Here is a 16647-nt window from a genome sequence, read left to right on the forward strand (position 1 = left end):
ACCTGCCGGCGCAGCAGGCTGCTGCGCCGGTATAATGCTTCGATGCAAAATATTACGACAGCAACGCCATTGAAGCGTATCGTCCTCGGCCTGCAGTACGACGGCACGGCCTGGCATGGATACCAGAAACAGGAAGATGGGCAGACGGTGCAGGACCAGCTGGAAAACGCGCTGGAGCAGTTTGCCCGCGTGCGCCTGGCCACGACCTGCGCCGGCCGTACGGATACGGGCGTGCATGCGCTCGAGCAAGTCGTGCACTTCGATACGGAATTGAACCGCGACGTGCACTCGTGGGTGCGCGGCGTCAACGCCTTCCTGCCGAAATCCATCGCCGTGCGCTGGGCCAAGGAGCTGGCCGGCGATCCTGCCGTCAACGATTTCTTCCACGCCCGCTTCAGCGCCCGCGCGCGCACCTATCATTATGTGTTGTATAACAACGCCACCCGCTCGCCGCTGGTGGAAGGACGCGCCGGCTTCTTTTTCCGTCCGCTGGACGTGGAACTGATGCGCCAGGCCGTGCAGCCTCTGCTGGGCTGGCACGATTTCACGGCCTTTCGCGCCGCGCAATGTCAGGCCAAGTCGCCCGTCAAGCTGATGCATGACATCCGCATCGAGCGGCGCGGCGATTGCGTCATCTTCACCATCACGGCGAATGCCTTCCTGCACCACATGGTGCGCAACCTGGTCGGTTCGCTCGTGTATATCGGCACGGGGCGCGAAAAGCCGGACTGGCTGGGGCACTTGCTGGAAAGTAAAGACCGCCATGCGGCGGCGCCCACCTTCATGCCGGACGGCTTGTATCTGGCGCAGATCGATTACGACCCGAAATGGGCGTTACCGCAAGACAGCAGCAGTGCCTTGCCCTGGTTCTGACGGTTGACATTAAGGAATAGCATGCCACGCACACGCATCAAGATCTGCGGCCTGACCCGCGTTGAAGACATCCAGGCGGTCGTGGCGGCGGGCGCCGACGCCATCGGCTTCGTGTTTTATCCGAAAAGCCCCCGTTACGTCACGCCCCGGCAGGCGGCGGCCCTGATCGCCGCCATGCCGCCCTACGTGACGACGGTGGGCCTGTTCGTCAACGCCACGGTGGAAGAAGTGCGGGCCACCAGGGCCGTGGCGCCCTTGTCGCTGCTGCAATTTCATGGCGACGAGACGCCCGAACACAGCGCCGCGCTCGCTGGCGCCGTGAATACGCCGTTTACGCAAGTGTTCCGCGTCAAACCCGACACGTCCTTTGAAGATTTGCTAGAATACGAACAGCGCTATCGCGCCGCCAGTCCCTTGTTCTCCAGCCTCTTGCTCGATACCTATGTGGATGCCTACGGCGGTGCAGGAAAGGTATTTGATTGGTCCCTCATTCCAAAAGAACTCGCGCCTCGGGTCGTTTTAAGTGGTGGCTTGAGCGTACAAAACGCGACTGACGCAGTGGTGCGCGTGCGCCCTTACGCCGTCGACATCAGCAGTGGTGTCGAAGCGTCCAAGGGTATCAAGGACGCATCCCGAGTCCGCGCGTTCATCGCCGCGGTGCAGGATGCCGATGCCATCATTGCCAGAGGAAACCACCATGAATGACCACACCACAGCGCCCGGCGAAGCCGCCGCATTATTTCACGCCACCGATTACCCATTCCCTGACCCGCGCGGCCACTTTGGCCCGTATGGCGGCGCATTTGTTGCCGAAACGCTCACGCATGCGCTGGCCGAGCTGAAAGACGCCTACGCGCGCTACAGCGTCGATCCGGAATTCCTGGAAGAATTCCGCTACGAGCTGAAACACTTCGTCGGCCGTCCGTCGCCCATCTACCACGCCAAGCGCTGGTCCGAAATGGCGGGCGGCGCGCAAATCTATTTCAAGCGCGAAGACTTGAACCACACGGGCGCGCACAAGATCAATAACGTGATCGGCCAGGCCTTGCTGGCCAAGCGCATGGGCAAGCCGCGCATCATCGCCGAGACGGGCGCCGGCCAGCATGGCGTGGCCACGGCCACCATCTGTGCCCGCTTCGGCCTCGAATGCGTGGTCTACATGGGTAGCGAAGACGTCAAGCGCCAGGCGCAGAACGTGTACCGCATGAAATTGCTGGGCGCCACTGTCGTGCCTGTCGAATCCGGTTCCAAGACCCTCAAGGATGCGCTGAACGAAGCCATGCGCGACTGGGTCACCAACATTGAAAACACCTTCTATATCATCGGCACCGTCGCCGGCCCCCATCCTTACCCGATGATGGTGCGCGATTTCCAGTCCGTGATCGGTGAGGAATGCCTGGTGCAGATGCCGGAAATGACGGGTCGCCAACCTGATTATGTGCTGGCCTGCATCGGCGGCGGCTCGAACGCCATGGGCATCTTTTACCCGTATATCGACCAGAAGGATGTCAAACTGATCGGCGTGGAAGCGGCCGGTGAAGGATTGAACACGGGCAAGCACTCGGCCTCGTTGGCGGCCGGTTTCCCGGGCGTGCTGCATGGCAATCGCACCTATCTGCTGCAGGATGAAAACGGCCAGATCATCGAGACGCATTCCGTCTCTGCCGGCCTCGATTATCCCGGCGTGGGCCCGGAACACGCGTGGTTGAAAGACTTGGGCCGCGCGCAATACGTGTCGATCACGGACGACGAGGCCTTGCAGGCTTTCCACGACTGCTGCCATATCGAAGGCATCATCCCGGCGCTGGAATCGTCGCACGCGCTGGCCTACGCGGCCAAGCTGGCGGCCACCTTGCCGAAAGACCAGATCGTGCTGGCCAACCTGTCGGGCCGTGGCGACAAGGACATGCATACCGTGGCGGAACGCATGGGATTGAATTTCAATTAGCAGCGTGTCAATGGGGTCAGACCCGCCGGGTCTGACCCCAGCCTTTGCTTTGGGTTGAAATTATTCCATCTATCCATCATTAAGAAAGCTCCCCATGTCCCGTATCGCCATTACCTTTGCCAACTTAAAATCGAATAACAAGACCGGCCTGGTCACCTTCATCACCGCCGGCGATCCCGGCCCTGACGCCACCGTGCCCCTGATGCACGCGCTTGTCGAGGGCGGTGCCGACATACTGGAACTGGGCGTGCCGTTCTCCGACCCCATGGCCGAAGGTCCGGTCATCCAGCGCGCCTGCGAACGCGCCCTGAAATTCAATGTCGGCATCCACGATGTGTTCGCGTATGTGCGCCAGTTCCGCGAAACAAACCAGACGACGCCCGTGGTACTGATGGGTTACGCCAACCCCATCGAGCGCATCGGCAGCGCCGCGTTTATTGATGCGGCGCAAGCGGCCGGCGCCGATGGCGCCATCATCGTCGACTATCCGCCGGAAGAGTGCGAGCAATTCGCCGCCGCCATGCGCGCTGCCGGCCTCGATCTGATCTTCCTGCTGGCGCCTACCTCGACCGAAGAGCGCATCGCGCAAGTGGCCAAGGTTGGCGGTGGCTTCAGCTATTATGTGTCGCTCAAGGGCGTGACGGGTGCAGGCAACATTGATACGGAACAGGTAGCCGAACGTCTCGCAGCCATCCGCCAGCATGTAAAATTACCTATCGGCGTGGGCTTTGGCATCCGCGATGGTGCCACGGCCAAGGCCGTTGCCAAGGTGGCCGATGCCGTCGTGATCGGCAGCCGCATCATCCAGGAGATTGAAAACGCCCCGGCAGGGGGCGCCGTCGATGCCGTGCGCAGCTTTACGGCGGGCATCCGCGCCGCACTGGACGCCTGAGCAAGCTTGCCGTTTACGCATTTGCGTTGGCGGCAAAGTTCGACAGCCCGGCGATAAACGGCTACACTTCGGCCACTGATTTTGCTGTTATTGTGCAATAGATAAAATTTTTGGTGGCGCCCTGCGGGGCGTCGCCGTTTACCGTCTGCCGGGGGCGTCCACCGACGCTACCCCTACAAGGGCCCAAGGAGAAAATATGAGTTGGTTGGAAAAACTGCTGCCACCGCGCATACAGCGTTCTGATGCTGCCGCGCGCAAGACCATGCCGGAAGGCCTGTGGGTCAAGTGCCCGTCGTGCGAAGCCGTGCTGTACCGTACGGACCTGGAATCGAATTTGCACGTGTGTCCGAAATGCGACCATCACATGCGCATCCGCGCGCGTGAACGTCTCGACAGCCTGCTCGACGCGGGTGGCCGTTATGAAATCGGCCAGGAAATCCTGCCCGTCGATACCTTGAAATTCAAGGACAGCAAGAAATACCCTGACCGCCTGAAGTCCGCCATGGAAGCGACGGGCGAGACGGATGCGATGGTCGTCATGGGTGGCGCCATCATGAGCCTGCCAGTGGTCGTGGCGTGCTTCGAATTCGAATTCATGGGCGGCTCCATGGGCTCCGTCGTGGGCGAGCGCTTCGTGCGCGGCGCGCAAATCGCGCTGGAACAGAAAGTGCCGTTCATTTGCATCACCGCCACCGGTGGCGCGCGCATGCAGGAAGGCTTGCTGTCCCTGATGCAGATGGCGAAAACCACGGCCATGCTGACCAAGCTGTCGGAAAAGAAATTGCCATTCATCAGCGTGCTGACCGACCCGACCATGGGCGGCGTGTCCGCCTCGTTCGCCTTCATGGGCGACGTCGTCATTGCCGAGCCGAAAGCGCTGATCGGCTTTGCCGGCCCGCGCGTGATTGAAAACACCGTGCGTGAAAAACTGCCGGAAGGCTTCCAGCGCGCCGAGTTCCTCGTCACCAAAGGCGCCGTCGACATGATCGTCGACCGCCGCAAGATGCGCGAAGAAATCGCCCGTCTGCTGGCCTTGCTGCAAAACCAGGCCGTAGAAGTACTTGCGTAATTTGATTTACCCCAAAACCTGAACTGCTGGGGTCGGACCCTCAGGGTCCGACCCCAGTCTTCGGTTTGGGTCTCATGTCTTTCCCGCCTCGCGCACTCTAATCAATAAGTCTCCCATGCAAAACCTCCCCACCACCTTGCCGGAATGGCTCGCCATGCTGGAAACCCGTCATTCGGAAACCCAGATCAACATGGGCCTGGACCGCGTGCAAGCCGTCAAGGCGCGCATGCAACTGGCGTTTACTTGCCCCGTGATCATGGTGGCGGGCACGAATGGCAAGGGTTCCACGTGTGCCATGCTGGAATCGGTACTGTTGCGTGCCGGCTACAAAGTGGGGCTGTACATCAAGCCGCATTTCCTCGATTTCAATGAGCGCGCCCGCGTGCTGGGCGAGATGGCCAGCGACGAACAAATCGTTGCCAGCTTCCAGGCTGTCGAAGCCGTGCGCGGCGACACGCCGCTGACGTATTTCGAATTCACCACCCTGGCCATCCTGCATTTGCTGTCGCAAGCCAAGCTGGACGTGGCCATCCTGGAAGTGGGCCTGGGCGGGCGCCTCGATGCCGTCAACGTGATCGACGCGGACGTGGCCATCGTCACCAGCATCGATATCGACCATACGGATTATCTGGGCGACACGCGCGAAGCGATCGGCTTTGAAAAGGCCGGCATCTTCCGTCCGGGCAAGGCGGCCATCTGCAGCGACCCCGTACCGCCGCAGTCCTTGATCGACCATGCCGAGGCCATCGGCGCCGACCTGTGGCTGATGGGGCGCGATTTCAACTATTCGGGCGACAAGCAGCAGTGGAACTATGGCGGGCGCGAGCAGCGCCGCAATTCGCTCGCGTATCCAAGCTTGCGCGGTGCCAACCAGATCCTCAATGCGACGGCCGTACTGGCCGCGCTGGAAGTGCTGAAGCTGAAACTGCCCGTTGGGGCGCAGGAAGTACGCACCGGCCTCGTGACGGTAGAGCTGCCGGGCCGCTTCCAGGTCTTGCCTGGCCGCCCCAGCGTGATCCTCGACGTGGCGCACAACCCGCACGCAGCTGCGGCGCTGAACCAGAACCTGGGCAATATGGGCTATCACCCGTACACCTATGCCGTGTTCGGTTCCATGCACGACAAGGATATCGATGGCGTGCTGGCCGCGATGAGTGAACACGTCGATCACTGGTGTCTGGCGGGCTTGCCTTCGCCGCGCGCGGCCACGGCTTCCGAGCTGGCTGCCAAGGTGCAGATCATGCTCGAAGATAAGCCCGACAGCAGTGAACATACTGTGTCTATTTTCGATGATCCGGCACAAGCTTTTGCAAATGCAATGAGCCGGGCCGGTGAGAATGATAGAATTGTGGTCTTTGGTTCTTTCCTCACCGTTGCCGGCGTGATGAAGGCCAGAAAATCCTCACTTCACTGAAACGCACTCGACTGAAAATCACGCATGGGCTTGTTCTCGAAACTGTTTAAAAACAAGCAAGAATCCTCTGGCGAAGACAGCGGCTTTTACGTCCCTGGCGAAGCACAGTCGCCGACCCGCAAGCGCGCCGCCAACACCTCCGGTGGCGGCGGATCGCGCCGTGGCGGCAAGGAAGCGCCGGACCCGGTCTTGCCTGAAAAAAAGCGCGCACGCCGCCGCCTGGTCGGGGCCATCGCCCTGGCTTTGGGCGTGGCTGTCGGCTTGCCGATGCTGCTCGATTCCGAACCGAAGGCGCCTTTCAACGATATCGCCATCGACATTCCCTCGAAAGAAAAGGCCGCTGCGCCTGCGCCCGTGCCGGCTGTGCCCGCTCAGGCGGCTGCGCACAATGGCCTGGACCAGTCCGAGGAAATCATCGACGCGCCCCTGCCGCCTGCGGCCAGGCCAACGCCGGCACCGGCTCCGGCTCCGGTACCCGTGCTGGCGGCCGTCCAGCCTGCGCCTGCCAAGCCGGCCTATGTGGAACCCAAACCCGAACCCAAACCCGAGCCCAAGCCAGTCAAGGTGGAAGCAAAACCCGAGCCGAAGCACGAAACCAAGCCGGAACCGAAGCCTGAACCGAAGCATGAGGTAAAGCCGGAAGTCAAGCCTGAGACTAAGCCTGCCAAGCCAGCGCAATCTGCCGACGATGCGGCGCGCGCCATGGCGATTCTGGAAGGCAAGCCACTGGACAAGCCACAGGAGAAAGCACAAGACAAGGCACACGACGCCGGCAGCGGCAAGTTCGTGGTGCAGGTGGCAGCCCTGGCGACGCAGGACAAGGTCGATGAATTGCAGGACAAGCTGCGCGAAGCGGGCATCAAATCCTATACGCAGAAAGTCTCCAGCCCGGCGGGCGAGCGTATCCGCGTGCGCGTGGGGCCGTTCGGCAACCGCGAAGATGCCGAAAAGACCCGCGCCAAGCTGCAAAAGCTGGGCCTGGGCGGCAGCCTGGTACCGGCGTGATGTTGCAAGGTTGAACGCGCGTGACGATCTTCGATTATCTGGTGCTGTTTGTGCTGGTGACTTCCGTGCTGATCAGCATGATGCGCGGCCTGGTCAAGGAAATACTGTCATTGGTCAGCTGGATCGTGGCATTCGTCATTGCCAACGCGTATGGCGCCACCCTGGCGAAATTCCTGCCGGAAGCCGTGCCGGGCGAAGCCGTCCGCCTGTTGCTAGCCTTCGTGGTGCTGTTCATCGGCGTGCGCATTTTGATGGGATTACTGTCCATGACAGTCGATGCACTGGTCAAGGTGACGGGCCTGAGCCTGGCCGACCGCACCCTGGGCAGCCTGTTCGGTGTGGCGCGGGGTCTTGTGATCGTGCTGACCGCCGTCATCTTGTGTGGCATGACTTCCATACCGCAGCAGCCATTCTGGAAAAATGCGCTGCTCAGCCCGCTCGCGGAGCAGGGCGCGCGTGCCATCAAGCCTTATCTGCCTGCCGCTTACGCGCAGCATGTGAAATTTTGAATTTTTTTAAAATCAGTAGCACAGTTTAGGAGCACACCATGTGTGGCATCGTCGGCGTCGTTTCCCATCAACCTGTCAATCAATTGCTCTATGATGCATTGTTGCTCTTGCAACATCGCGGTCAGGACGCGGCAGGGATTGCGACCAATCACAGCAGTATGTTTTCCATGCACAAAGCCAATGGCCTCGTGCGTGACGTCTTCCGTACGCGCAACATGCGTTCGCTGCAAGGCACGACGGGCATCGGCCATTGCCGCTACCCGACGGCCGGTTCGTCGAGCGAAGAGGAAGCACAGCCGTTTTATGTGAATGCGCCGTTCGGCATCACCCTGGCGCACAATGGCAACCTGACCAACTGGGAACAGTTGAAACAGGAAATGTTCAAGAACGACCGCCGCCACATCAATACCGATTCCGATTCGGAAGTGCTGCTCAATGTGCTGGCGCATGAAATCCAGGAAGCGACGACGGGCCTGAATCTGGACCCGGAAGCCATCTTCAAGGCTGTCACCGTGCTGAACCGCCGCGTCAAGGGCGGTTACGCTGCCGTCGCGCAAATCGCCGGCGTAGGCTTGCTGGCCTTCCGCGACCCGCACGGCATCCGTCCGCTGTGCCTGGGCATTAATGAAACGGAGCTGGGTCCTGAATACCTGATCGCCTCCGAATCCGTGGCCCTGGAAGGCATGGGCTTCCGCTTCGTGCGCGATATCGGTCCCGGCGAAGCCGTCTTCATCGATGCCGACAAGAAATTGCACAGCGCCCAGTGCGCCGACAATGCCAGCCTGAATCCCTGCGTGTTCGAATTCGTCTACCTGGCCCGTCCCGATTCCGTCATCGACGGCGCCTCGGTGTACGCCACGCGCCTGAAAATGGGCGAATACCTGGCGGAAAAGATCCGTGCCGAATTGCCTGACGTGCATATCGACGTGGTCATGCCGATTCCCGATTCCTCGCGTCCGGCCGCCATTCAGCTGGCACTGGCGCTGAACCTGGAATACCGCGAAGGCTTCATCAAGAACCGCTACATCGGCCGTACCTTCATCATGCCGGGCCAGGCGGCGCGCAAGAAATCCGTGCGCCAGAAGCTCAACGCGATTCCATCCGAATTCAAGGATAAAGTGGTGTTGCTGGTCGACGATTCCATCGTGCGCGGCACCACCAGCCGTGAAATCGTGCAGATGGCGCGCGAAGCGGGCGCGACGAAGGTCATCTTCGCCTCGGCCGCGCCACCGGTGATCTACCCGAACGTGTACGGCATCGACATGCCGACACGCGATGAACTGATCGCTTACGGCCGTACGACGGAAGAAGTGTGCCGCGAAATCACGGCCGACTACCTGGTGTACCAGGATATCGGCGCGCTCAAGCAGGCGATTGCCGACGTCAATCCGGCACTGACGAACTTCGAGGCTTCGTGCTTCGATGGCGTGTACGTGACGGGTGACGTGTCGCAGGAATACCTGGACCGCCTGGAATATGCGCGCCACCATCCGAAGGCGGCAGCGCCAGAAGATACGCCGCGTTCCCAGCTGAACCTGAACCTGGCAACGACAGAAGCGTAATTATCTTGCCCGGCTAGCGCCGGGCTTTTTTTGCCTTGCGATCATGAACGATAAAAAAAAATACGGCTTTACCACCACCATCCTGCATAACGACCGCCGCAAGGGCATCGAGCACGGCTCTCTGCACAAGCCCGTGCACACCTCCGTCGCGTTTGGCTATGGCGACGCGCGCCAGCTCGCTTCCGTGTTCCAGGGCAAAGAGCCGGGCTTTCGCTATGGCCGCCAGGGCAATCCGACCGTTTCCGCGCTGGAAGACAAGGTCAACAAGATGGAAGATGGCGTGGCGACCTTGTGCTTTGCCACCGGCATGGGCGCCATCGGCGCCGTGGTGCAATCCTTGCTGCGCGCGGGCGACCATGTGGTGTCGTCGGCCTTTTTGTTTGGCAACACCAACAGCCTGTGGCAAACGGTGACGGGCCAGGGTATTGGCGTGTCGTTTGTCGATGCCACCGATGTGGCCAACGTGGCCGCCGCCATCACGCCGGCCACGCGCATCGTGTTCGTGGAAACCATCGCCAATCCGCGCACGCAGATCGCCGACCTGGCGAAGATCGGCGCGCTGTGCAAGGAGCGTGGCATCTTGTATATCGTCGACAACACCATGACCACGCCATACCTGTTCCGCCCGAAAGCGGTGGGTGCGGGCCTGGTCGTCAACGCGTTGACGAAATCCATCGGCGGCCACGGCAATGCGCTGGGCGGCAGCTTGACGGACACGGGCGTGTTCGACTGGACGCAGTACCCGAACATTTTCGAGAATTATAAAAAGGCGGCGCCCGCGCAGTGGGGCATCGCGCAAATCCGCGCCAAGGCTTTGCGCGACTTCGGCGCTTCGCTGGGCCCGGAGGCGGCGCACCATATCGCCGTCGGCGCGGAAACCATGGCCTTGCGCATGGACCGCACCTGCTCGAACGCCCTCGCGCTGACCACCATGCTGCAAGCGGACCCGCGTGTGGCTGCCGTGCATTATCCAGGCTTGGCGTCGCACGCGCAGCACGCGCTGGCGACGGACTTGTTCCGCAGTTATGGTTCCCTGTTCAGCTTTGAATTGAAGGATGGCATCGACTGCTTCGATTTCCTGAATCGCCTGAACCTGGCCATTCCAGCGAGCAACCTCGGCGACACGCGCACCCTGGTCATTCCCGTCGCCCACACCATCTTTTACGAGATGGGGGCCGAACGCCGCGCCAGCATGGGCATTGCCGAGTCCCTGATCCGCGTGTCCGTCGGCATCGAGGATGAGGTTGATCTGCTCGAGGATTTCCGCCAGGCACTGGGTGTATAACAAGCCGCGCAAATGAAAAGGGCCGCAACAGTCATGCTGTTGCGGCCCTTTTTACGTTGAATGCTTAATGCCAGCTGCGCATCAAGCCCACTGCAAGTCCTTCCAGTGCGAATTCATCTTCCGGCGACACGGTAATGACCTTGAAGTCGGGGTTTTCCGGCAGCAGTTCGATGACGGAACCCGTTTTCTTGTAGCGCTTGACGGTGACTTCGTCGCCGATGCGGGCCACGACGATCTGGCCATTCTTGGCGCTGTCGACTTTTTTAACGGCCAATAAATCGCCATCCATGATGCCGGCGTCGCGCATGGACCAGCCGCGCACCTTCAGCAGGAAGTCGGGCTTGGCCGAAAACAGGGCCGGGTCCACGTTGTAGCTCGCTTCCAGGTTTTCCTGTGCCAAGATGGGCGAACCGGCGGCTACCCGGCCGATCAGCGGCAGCGACATCAGCAGGGCTGCCGGCACTTTCGATGCAAGCGCCTCGGCGGCCGCAGTCGCCGCCGCACCGATCAGGCGGATGCCGCGCGAGGTGCCGGGCGAAATCTCGATCGCGCCCTTGCGGGCCAGGGCTTGCAAATGTTCTTCGGCCGCATTGGCCGATTTGAAACCCAGTTCATTGGCGATTTCGGCACGGGTTGGGGGAAAGCCCGTGTTTTCAATCGCGTCCTTGATCAGGTTCAGGATTTGTTCTTGTCGTGCTGTCAGCTTGATCATGAGCGGTGGGTGCATACTAAAATGCTGTCTATATGAACAGTCTGTATTTTTGTACAGTATCGCCCACTATGCAAGGGGATTTCCCTTATTTGCGCGAATTTCGTGCGAAATACTGGAATGCGGAGGAAAAAGTGCCTGGCCAGCCCCGTGCATGGGCCGCTTGTTGAAGCAATCATTGAAACGTTTGCAAAAGGCGGTTATAATCTTCGGCTGACCTTCCCACACCCGTCTTGACGCCGGGGTGGGCGATTATCAATCCGACCTGAAGGAGTTTGCATGCGTCATTATGAAATAGTCTTTATCGTCCATCCGGACCAAAGCGAGCAAGTGCCCGCGATGATCGAACGCTACAAAGCCAGCGTAACCACCCGCGGCGGTTCGGTTCACCGCGTGGAAGATTGGGGCCGCCGTCAAATGGCTTACTCGATCCAAAAGCTGCCTAAAGCACACTACATCTGCCTGAACATCGAATGCGACAACGAGACCCTGGTCGAGTTGGAAACAGCATTCAAATTCAATGATGCCGTGTTGCGTCACCTGACCGTTAAAATGAAGAAAGCTGAAACAGCTCCTTCGCCGATGATGAAATCGGTACAACGCGAAGACGCGGCCAAAAGCCACCGCACCGAAGCACCAGCAGCAGCTCCAGCCGCAGCAGCAGCTTAATTCTTGACCAGGATCGTGCGCTGAACCAGCTACAAGTCACCGCCATCATTGCCGAGCGCGAAATATTGCGCTATACCCCGGCAGGGTTGCCGATTGTGAATGCAGTATTGCAGCACAGTTCGCAGCAGATGGAAGCAGGAATTGCCCGTTTGACCGAGTTTGATGTTGCCGCGCTAGCCGCTGGTGAAATATCAGGCCGCTTCAGCCAGGCAAGCTTGGGCGGGATCTATCAGTTCACGGGTTTCCTGGCAAGGAAGAGCCGCAACAGCAAGAGTTTGGTGTTTCACATCATTGATTTTAGTGCAGTCACCCCGACTAGCGCATTTTAGATACAGGAGCCTGACATGGCATTCGGTAAAAAGTTCGACAAAAATAAGCTCAAGCTTAAAGAAAAACGCAAACAGCAAAACCCGTTGTTCAAACGCAAGAAGTTCTGCCGCTTCACCGCAGCTCACGTTGAGCAAGTCGACTACAAAGACGTCGACACGCTGAAAGACTTCGTCCAAGAAAACGGCAAGATCATGCCAGCACGCCTGACCGGTACCAAAGCGCACTACCAGCGCCAAGTTGACACCGCAATCAAGCGCGCTCGCTTCCTCGCGCTGCTGCCATACACCGATCTGCACCACGCTTAATCGGTCAGATATTCCTGGAGAAGAACTATGCAAATCATTCTGTTAGAAAAAGTTGTTAACGTCGGTAACCTCGGCGAAGTCGTCAAAGTCAAAGACGGTTACGCACGTAACTTCCTGATCCCGCAACGCCTGGCACGTCGTGCTACGGCAACCGCTGTGGCTGAATTCGAAGTCAAGCGCGCCGAACTGGAAAAAGCTGCTGCCGCCAAACTGGCCGCATCGCAAGCCCAGGGCGAAAAACTGAGCGGTCTGACCGTTCAAGTTGCTCAAAAAGCTGGTGTTGATGGCCGTCTGTTCGGTTCCGTCACCAACTTCGACATCGCTGAAGCGCTGACCAAGCAAGGTTTTGCTGTTGAAAAAGCACAAATCCGCATGCCTACCGGCCCGCTGAAGATCGTTGGCGAGCACAACGTTTCGGTTGCCCTGCACACCGACGTGGTCGTGGAAGTTGTTATCGCTGTCGTTCCAGACGCGAACGCGTAATCGTCTGCGGGCCTGGCCCGCAAGCGCTACCGCACGATGAAAAGCCGGGTTCGCCCGGCTTTTTTGTGGCCTTTTTTTCGCTCATTTTCAGCCCTTTATTTTTGCCAGCACGCCGAAGCGGGTATAATTCGCGCCATGAACGCCCCCTCTGATCCGCAACTGGATTCCCTCCGTATTCCGCCGCATTCGATCGAAGCAGAACAATCCGTTATCGGTGGTCTGCTGCGTGACAATGCAGCATATGACCGCATCGCCGACTTCATGCATGCGGAGGATTTCTATCGCTATGACCATCGCATCATCTTCGAGCAAATCGTCAAGATGATTAACGCTTCCAGGCCAGCCGATGTCATTACTGTTTTTGAAACCCTGACCCAGCTCGGCAAGGCCGATGATGTGGGCGGACTTGCTTACCTGAACGCCATGGCGCAAAACACGCCATCGGCCGCTAACATCCGGCGTTATGCCGAGATCGTGCGCGACCGCGGCGTGCTGCGCAAACTCATCACCGTCGCCGACGATATCTCCGGCACGGCCTTCAGCCCGCAAGGCAAGGAAGTCAAGCAGATGCTTGACGATGCCGAGTCGAAGATCTTCGCCATCGCCGAAGAAGGCGCGCGTGGTGCCCAGGGCTGGACCGCCATCCAGCCCCTGCTGACGCAGGTGGTCGAGCGTATCGACGAGCTGTACAGCCGCGACAACCAGAGTGAAATCACGGGCGTGCCCACCGGTTTCATCGACCTCGACCGCATGACCTCCGGTCTGCAGCCGGGCGACCTGGTGATCGTGGCGGGCCGTCCTTCGATGGGCAAGACGGCGTTTTCCGTCAACATCGGTGAAAACGTGGCCATCGACAGCGGCTTGCCCGTGGCCGTGTTCTCGATGGAGATGGGCGGCGCCCAGCTGGCCATGCGTATGCTCGGCTCCGTCGGGCAGCTCGACCAGCACCGCCTGCGCACGGGCCGCCTGAACGACGAAGACTGGCCGCGCCTGACGAATGCGATTCAAAAGATGAACGACGCGCAGTTGTACATCGATGAAACGCCCGCGTTGAACTCGATTGAGTTGCGCGCGCGCTCGCGCCGTTTGTCGCGTCAGTGCGGCAAGCTGGGCCTGATCATCGTCGATTACCTGCAACTGATGTCGGCCAATTCCCCTGGCGATAACCGCGCCACGGAGATTTCCGAGATTTCACGGGGATTGAAAGGGCTGGCGAAAGAACTCGGTTGTCCTGTGATCGCGTTGTCGCAGCTGAACCGCTCGCTGGAGCAACGCCCGAACAAGCGTCCCGTGATGTCGGACTTGCGCGAATCGGGCGCTATTGAGCAGGATGCCGACGTGATCCTGTTCATTTACCGTGATGAGGTGTATAACCCCGACTCGCCAGACAAGGGAACGGCCGAAATCATCATCGGTAAACAACGTAACGGTCCGATCGGCAGCATCCGCCTCACCTTCATGGGGCAGTACACCAAATTTGGCAATTACAGTGGTGGCCTGGCGCTTTACCAAGGCGACTAAGGCTCAGCAGCACTGATATTCCATTGGCCGCCCCCTCATACGGGGCGGCTTTCTGTAGTAAATAACACGACTCAATGCTTAACGGAGAATGACATGTTTGGACGCTTGATGCCCACTGAGGGCAAGTTTTTTGAATTGTTTAACCAGCACGCGGAACTGTGCGTCAAGGGCGCTAAAGAAATGCTCGGCCTGATGACCAATTTCGACGACCTGGAAAACCGCGTGCATGCGATCGAAAGCATCGAGAAACAGGCGGACAAAGTCACTTACGCCACCGTGGAAATGCTGCACAAGACCTTCATCACGCCAATCGACCGCGACGACATCCATCAGCTGATCACGCGCCAGGACGACATCCTCGACTTGCTGGAAGACGCGGCGCAAACCGTCTCGCTGTACGACCTGAAAGCCGTCACGCCGGAAGCCAAGCGCCTGGCCGAACTGGTGCTGGCCTGTACCGAAAAAGTGCGCGACGCCGTCGCCATGCTGCACAACATGGACAACTCGCGCAAGATCGTCGCCATCTGCGAAGAGATCGACCGCCTGGAATCGGACGCTGACCATGTGATGCGCGCCGCCATGTCCAAGCTGTTCCGCGACGAACCGGACGTGCGTAACCTGATCAAGCTGAAAGCGATCTACGAAATTCTGGAAACCGTGACCGACCGTTGCGAAGATGTGTCCAATATTATCGAAGGCATCATCGTCGAAAACGCGTAAGCGTTGGGCCTGTCCTGAACCAGAATCAGAAAAGAAACTACAATGACCATACAAATCAGCATCTACGTGCTAGGCCTGTTGATCGCCCTCGCGCTGCTGTTTGACTTCATGAACGGCTTCCACGATGCCGCCAACGCGATCGCCACGGTGGTCTCGACGGGCGTATTGAAACCGCAGACCGCGGTTGCCATGGCCGCCACGTTCAACTTCGTCGCCATCTTCGTGTTCCACCAATTGACCGTAGCTGCCACGGTGGGCAAGGGCACGATTGACCCGACAGTGATCGACCAGTACGTGGTCTTTGGCGCGCTGATGGGCGCCATCTTCTGGAATTTGTTTACCTGGTACTACGGCATTCCATCGTCTTCCTCGCACGCCCTGATCGGCGGCCTGGTGGGCGCCGCCGTCGCCAAGTCGGGCACGGGCGCGCTGGTCGCGGCCGGCCTGTGGAAAACCGTGGCCTTCATCGTGATCGCACCGGTGCTGGGCTTTGTGTTCGGCTCGATCATGATGCTGCTGGTGTCGTGGATTTTTGTGCGTTCCACACCGCGCAAGGTCGACAAGTGGTTCCGCCGTTTGCAACTGGCATCGGCGGCAGCCTACAGCCTGGGCCACGGCGGCAATGATGCGCAAAAAACCATCGGCATCATCTGGATGCTGCTGATCGCCGCCGGCTACTCGAGCGTGAACGACAAGATGCCGCCGCTGTGGGTCATCATCTCGTGCTACACGGCCATCAGCTTCGGTACGCTGTTCGGCGGCTGGCGTATCGTCAAGACCATGGGCCAGAAGATCACCAAGTTGAAACCCGTGGGCGGCTTCTGCGCCGAAACGGGCGGCGCGATCACCCTGTTCGTCTCGACGGCGCTGGGCATTCCCGTGTCGACCACGCACACCATTACGGGCGCCATCGTCGGCGTCGGCTCGGCGCAAAAAATGTCGGCCGTGCGCTGGGGTGTCGCGGGCAACATCGTCTGGGCCTGGATCTTCACGATTCCCGCTTCGGCCTTCGTCGCAGCGGTCGCCTGGTGGATTGGCCAGCACATCATGTAATGGATAGCCAGCGCCAGTAAAAAGGGAGCCTTGTGAACTGAACCCCAAAAGTTGGACACCAACTTTTGGGGTTTTTTCATGACCAAGTACAACGAGCAGTTCAAGCTGACAGTGGTTCGGCAATATCTGGATGGCCGGCAAGGCTATAAATCAGTGGCCAATGATCACTTGCTTCATCATGTAGTGGTGAAGCGGTGGGTTGACCGGTATCGTTTGCATGGCATCGCTGGACTGCAGAAGAAATTCAGTCATTACGATGCCGAGTTCAAACTCGCCGTATTGCAGCGCATGTGGGACGAA

19 protein-coding genes are annotated in these 16647 nt (G+C 59.5%); 18 read left to right on the forward strand and 1 reads right to left on the reverse strand.

Translation table 11 applies throughout. From position 1 onward, the window contains the following. Positions 1 to 42 precede the first annotated feature (42 nt). The 10 genes from truA to ACQ4WN_RS19995 all read left to right on the forward strand — a co-directional run bounded on the left by truA (position 43) and on the right by ACQ4WN_RS19995 (position 10557). Positions 43 to 873 (forward strand): tRNA pseudouridine(38-40) synthase TruA, encoded by an 831-nt coding sequence (gene truA / locus ACQ4WN_RS19950; RefSeq protein ID WP_436553084.1) that lies wholly within the window; start codon positions 43 to 45, stop codon positions 871 to 873. Between the two features lie 21 nt (positions 874 to 894). Continuing rightward, a complete protein-coding gene (locus tag ACQ4WN_RS19955) occupies positions 895 to 1578 on the forward strand; it encodes a phosphoribosylanthranilate isomerase (RefSeq protein WP_436553085.1) in 684 nt (227 codons plus the stop codon). Continuing rightward, positions 1571 to 2821: a tryptophan synthase subunit beta gene (gene trpB, locus ACQ4WN_RS19960; RefSeq protein WP_436553086.1), complete on the forward strand. Its 1251-nt coding sequence runs from the start codon at positions 1571 to 1573 to the stop codon at positions 2819 to 2821. Before ACQ4WN_RS19955 ends, trpB begins: the two co-directional genes overlap by 8 nt. Before the next feature lie 94 nt (positions 2822 to 2915). Then, positions 2916 to 3713: a tryptophan synthase subunit alpha gene (trpA, locus tag ACQ4WN_RS19965; RefSeq protein WP_436553087.1), complete on the forward strand. Its 798-nt coding sequence runs from the start codon at positions 2916 to 2918 to the stop codon at positions 3711 to 3713. Between the two features lie 196 nt (positions 3714 to 3909). Beyond that, on the forward strand, positions 3910 to 4782 hold the full coding sequence (accD, locus tag ACQ4WN_RS19970) for an acetyl-CoA carboxylase, carboxyltransferase subunit beta (RefSeq protein ID WP_010400390.1): 873 nt from the start codon (positions 3910 to 3912) through the stop codon (positions 4780 to 4782). 115 nt (positions 4783 to 4897) lie between these two features. Then, on the forward strand, positions 4898 to 6196 hold the full coding sequence (gene folC, locus ACQ4WN_RS19975; protein ID WP_436553088.1) for a bifunctional tetrahydrofolate synthase/dihydrofolate synthase: 1299 nt from the start codon (positions 4898 to 4900) through the stop codon (positions 6194 to 6196). A 24-nt stretch (positions 6197 to 6220) separates the two neighbouring features. Beyond that, positions 6221 to 7201 (forward strand): SPOR domain-containing protein, encoded by a 981-nt coding sequence (locus ACQ4WN_RS19980; RefSeq protein WP_436553089.1) that lies wholly within the window; start codon positions 6221 to 6223, stop codon positions 7199 to 7201. 20 nt (positions 7202 to 7221) lie between these two features. After that, positions 7222 to 7710 (forward strand): CvpA family protein, encoded by a 489-nt coding sequence (locus ACQ4WN_RS19985; RefSeq protein ID WP_092795381.1) that lies wholly within the window; start codon positions 7222 to 7224, stop codon positions 7708 to 7710. 38 nt (positions 7711 to 7748) lie between these two features. Next, positions 7749 to 9272 carry an amidophosphoribosyltransferase gene (gene purF, locus ACQ4WN_RS19990; RefSeq protein ID WP_436553090.1) on the forward strand — a complete coding sequence of 508 codons (1524 nt, stop codon included), beginning with the start codon at positions 7749 to 7751 and terminating at the stop codon, positions 9270 to 9272. A 43-nt stretch (positions 9273 to 9315) separates the two neighbouring features. Beyond that, a complete protein-coding gene (locus tag ACQ4WN_RS19995; RefSeq protein WP_436553091.1) occupies positions 9316 to 10557 on the forward strand; it encodes a cystathionine gamma-synthase family protein in 1242 nt (413 codons plus the stop codon). A gap of 64 nt (positions 10558 to 10621) precedes the next feature. Here the strand turns inward: ACQ4WN_RS19995 and lexA are convergent, their stop codons facing one another. Then, positions 10622 to 11269, reverse strand: coding sequence for a transcriptional repressor LexA (gene lexA, locus ACQ4WN_RS20000; RefSeq protein ID WP_436553097.1), 648 nt, complete (start codon positions 11267 to 11269; stop codon positions 10622 to 10624). 276 nt (positions 11270 to 11545) lie between these two features. On the opposite strand from lexA, the gene rpsF reads away from it, so the two are divergent. The 8 genes from rpsF to ACQ4WN_RS20040 form a co-directional block, all read left to right on the forward strand. Then, a complete protein-coding gene (gene rpsF, locus ACQ4WN_RS20005; RefSeq protein ID WP_034750499.1) occupies positions 11546 to 11935 on the forward strand; it encodes a 30S ribosomal protein S6 in 390 nt (129 codons plus the stop codon). 20 nt (positions 11936 to 11955) lie between these two features. Next, positions 11956 to 12264, forward strand: a complete 309-nt coding sequence (priB, locus tag ACQ4WN_RS20010; protein WP_436553098.1) for a primosomal replication protein N — start codon at positions 11956 to 11958, stop codon at positions 12262 to 12264. A gap of 15 nt (positions 12265 to 12279) precedes the next feature. Next, positions 12280 to 12570, forward strand: a complete 291-nt coding sequence (rpsR, locus tag ACQ4WN_RS20015) for a 30S ribosomal protein S18 (RefSeq protein WP_010400024.1) — start codon at positions 12280 to 12282, stop codon at positions 12568 to 12570. Between the two features lie 27 nt (positions 12571 to 12597). After that, on the forward strand, positions 12598 to 13053 hold the full coding sequence (gene rplI / locus ACQ4WN_RS20020; RefSeq protein WP_034783456.1) for a 50S ribosomal protein L9: 456 nt from the start codon (positions 12598 to 12600) through the stop codon (positions 13051 to 13053). A gap of 135 nt (positions 13054 to 13188) precedes the next feature. After that, on the forward strand, positions 13189 to 14574 hold the full coding sequence (locus ACQ4WN_RS20025; RefSeq protein ID WP_436553092.1) for a replicative DNA helicase: 1386 nt from the start codon (positions 13189 to 13191) through the stop codon (positions 14572 to 14574). Positions 14575 to 14667: 93 nt separating this feature from the next. Then, positions 14668 to 15294, forward strand: a complete 627-nt coding sequence (locus ACQ4WN_RS20030) for a DUF47 domain-containing protein (protein ID WP_010400015.1) — start codon at positions 14668 to 14670, stop codon at positions 15292 to 15294. Positions 15295 to 15336: 42 nt separating this feature from the next. Continuing rightward, the gene (locus ACQ4WN_RS20035) at positions 15337 to 16347 is read left to right on the forward strand and encodes an inorganic phosphate transporter (RefSeq protein ID WP_436553093.1); all 1011 of its coding nucleotides are present in this window, start codon (positions 15337 to 15339) and stop codon (positions 16345 to 16347) included. Positions 16348 to 16425: 78 nt separating this feature from the next. Then, on the forward strand, positions 16426 to 16647 hold a 222-nt coding region (locus ACQ4WN_RS20040), incomplete at its 3' end, for a transposase (RefSeq protein WP_436553094.1).

Origin of the sequence: Janthinobacterium pasteuri (genome assembly GCF_051380775.1) — a bacterium.
Lineage (GTDB): Bacteria > Pseudomonadota > Gammaproteobacteria > Burkholderiales > Burkholderiaceae_D > Janthinobacterium.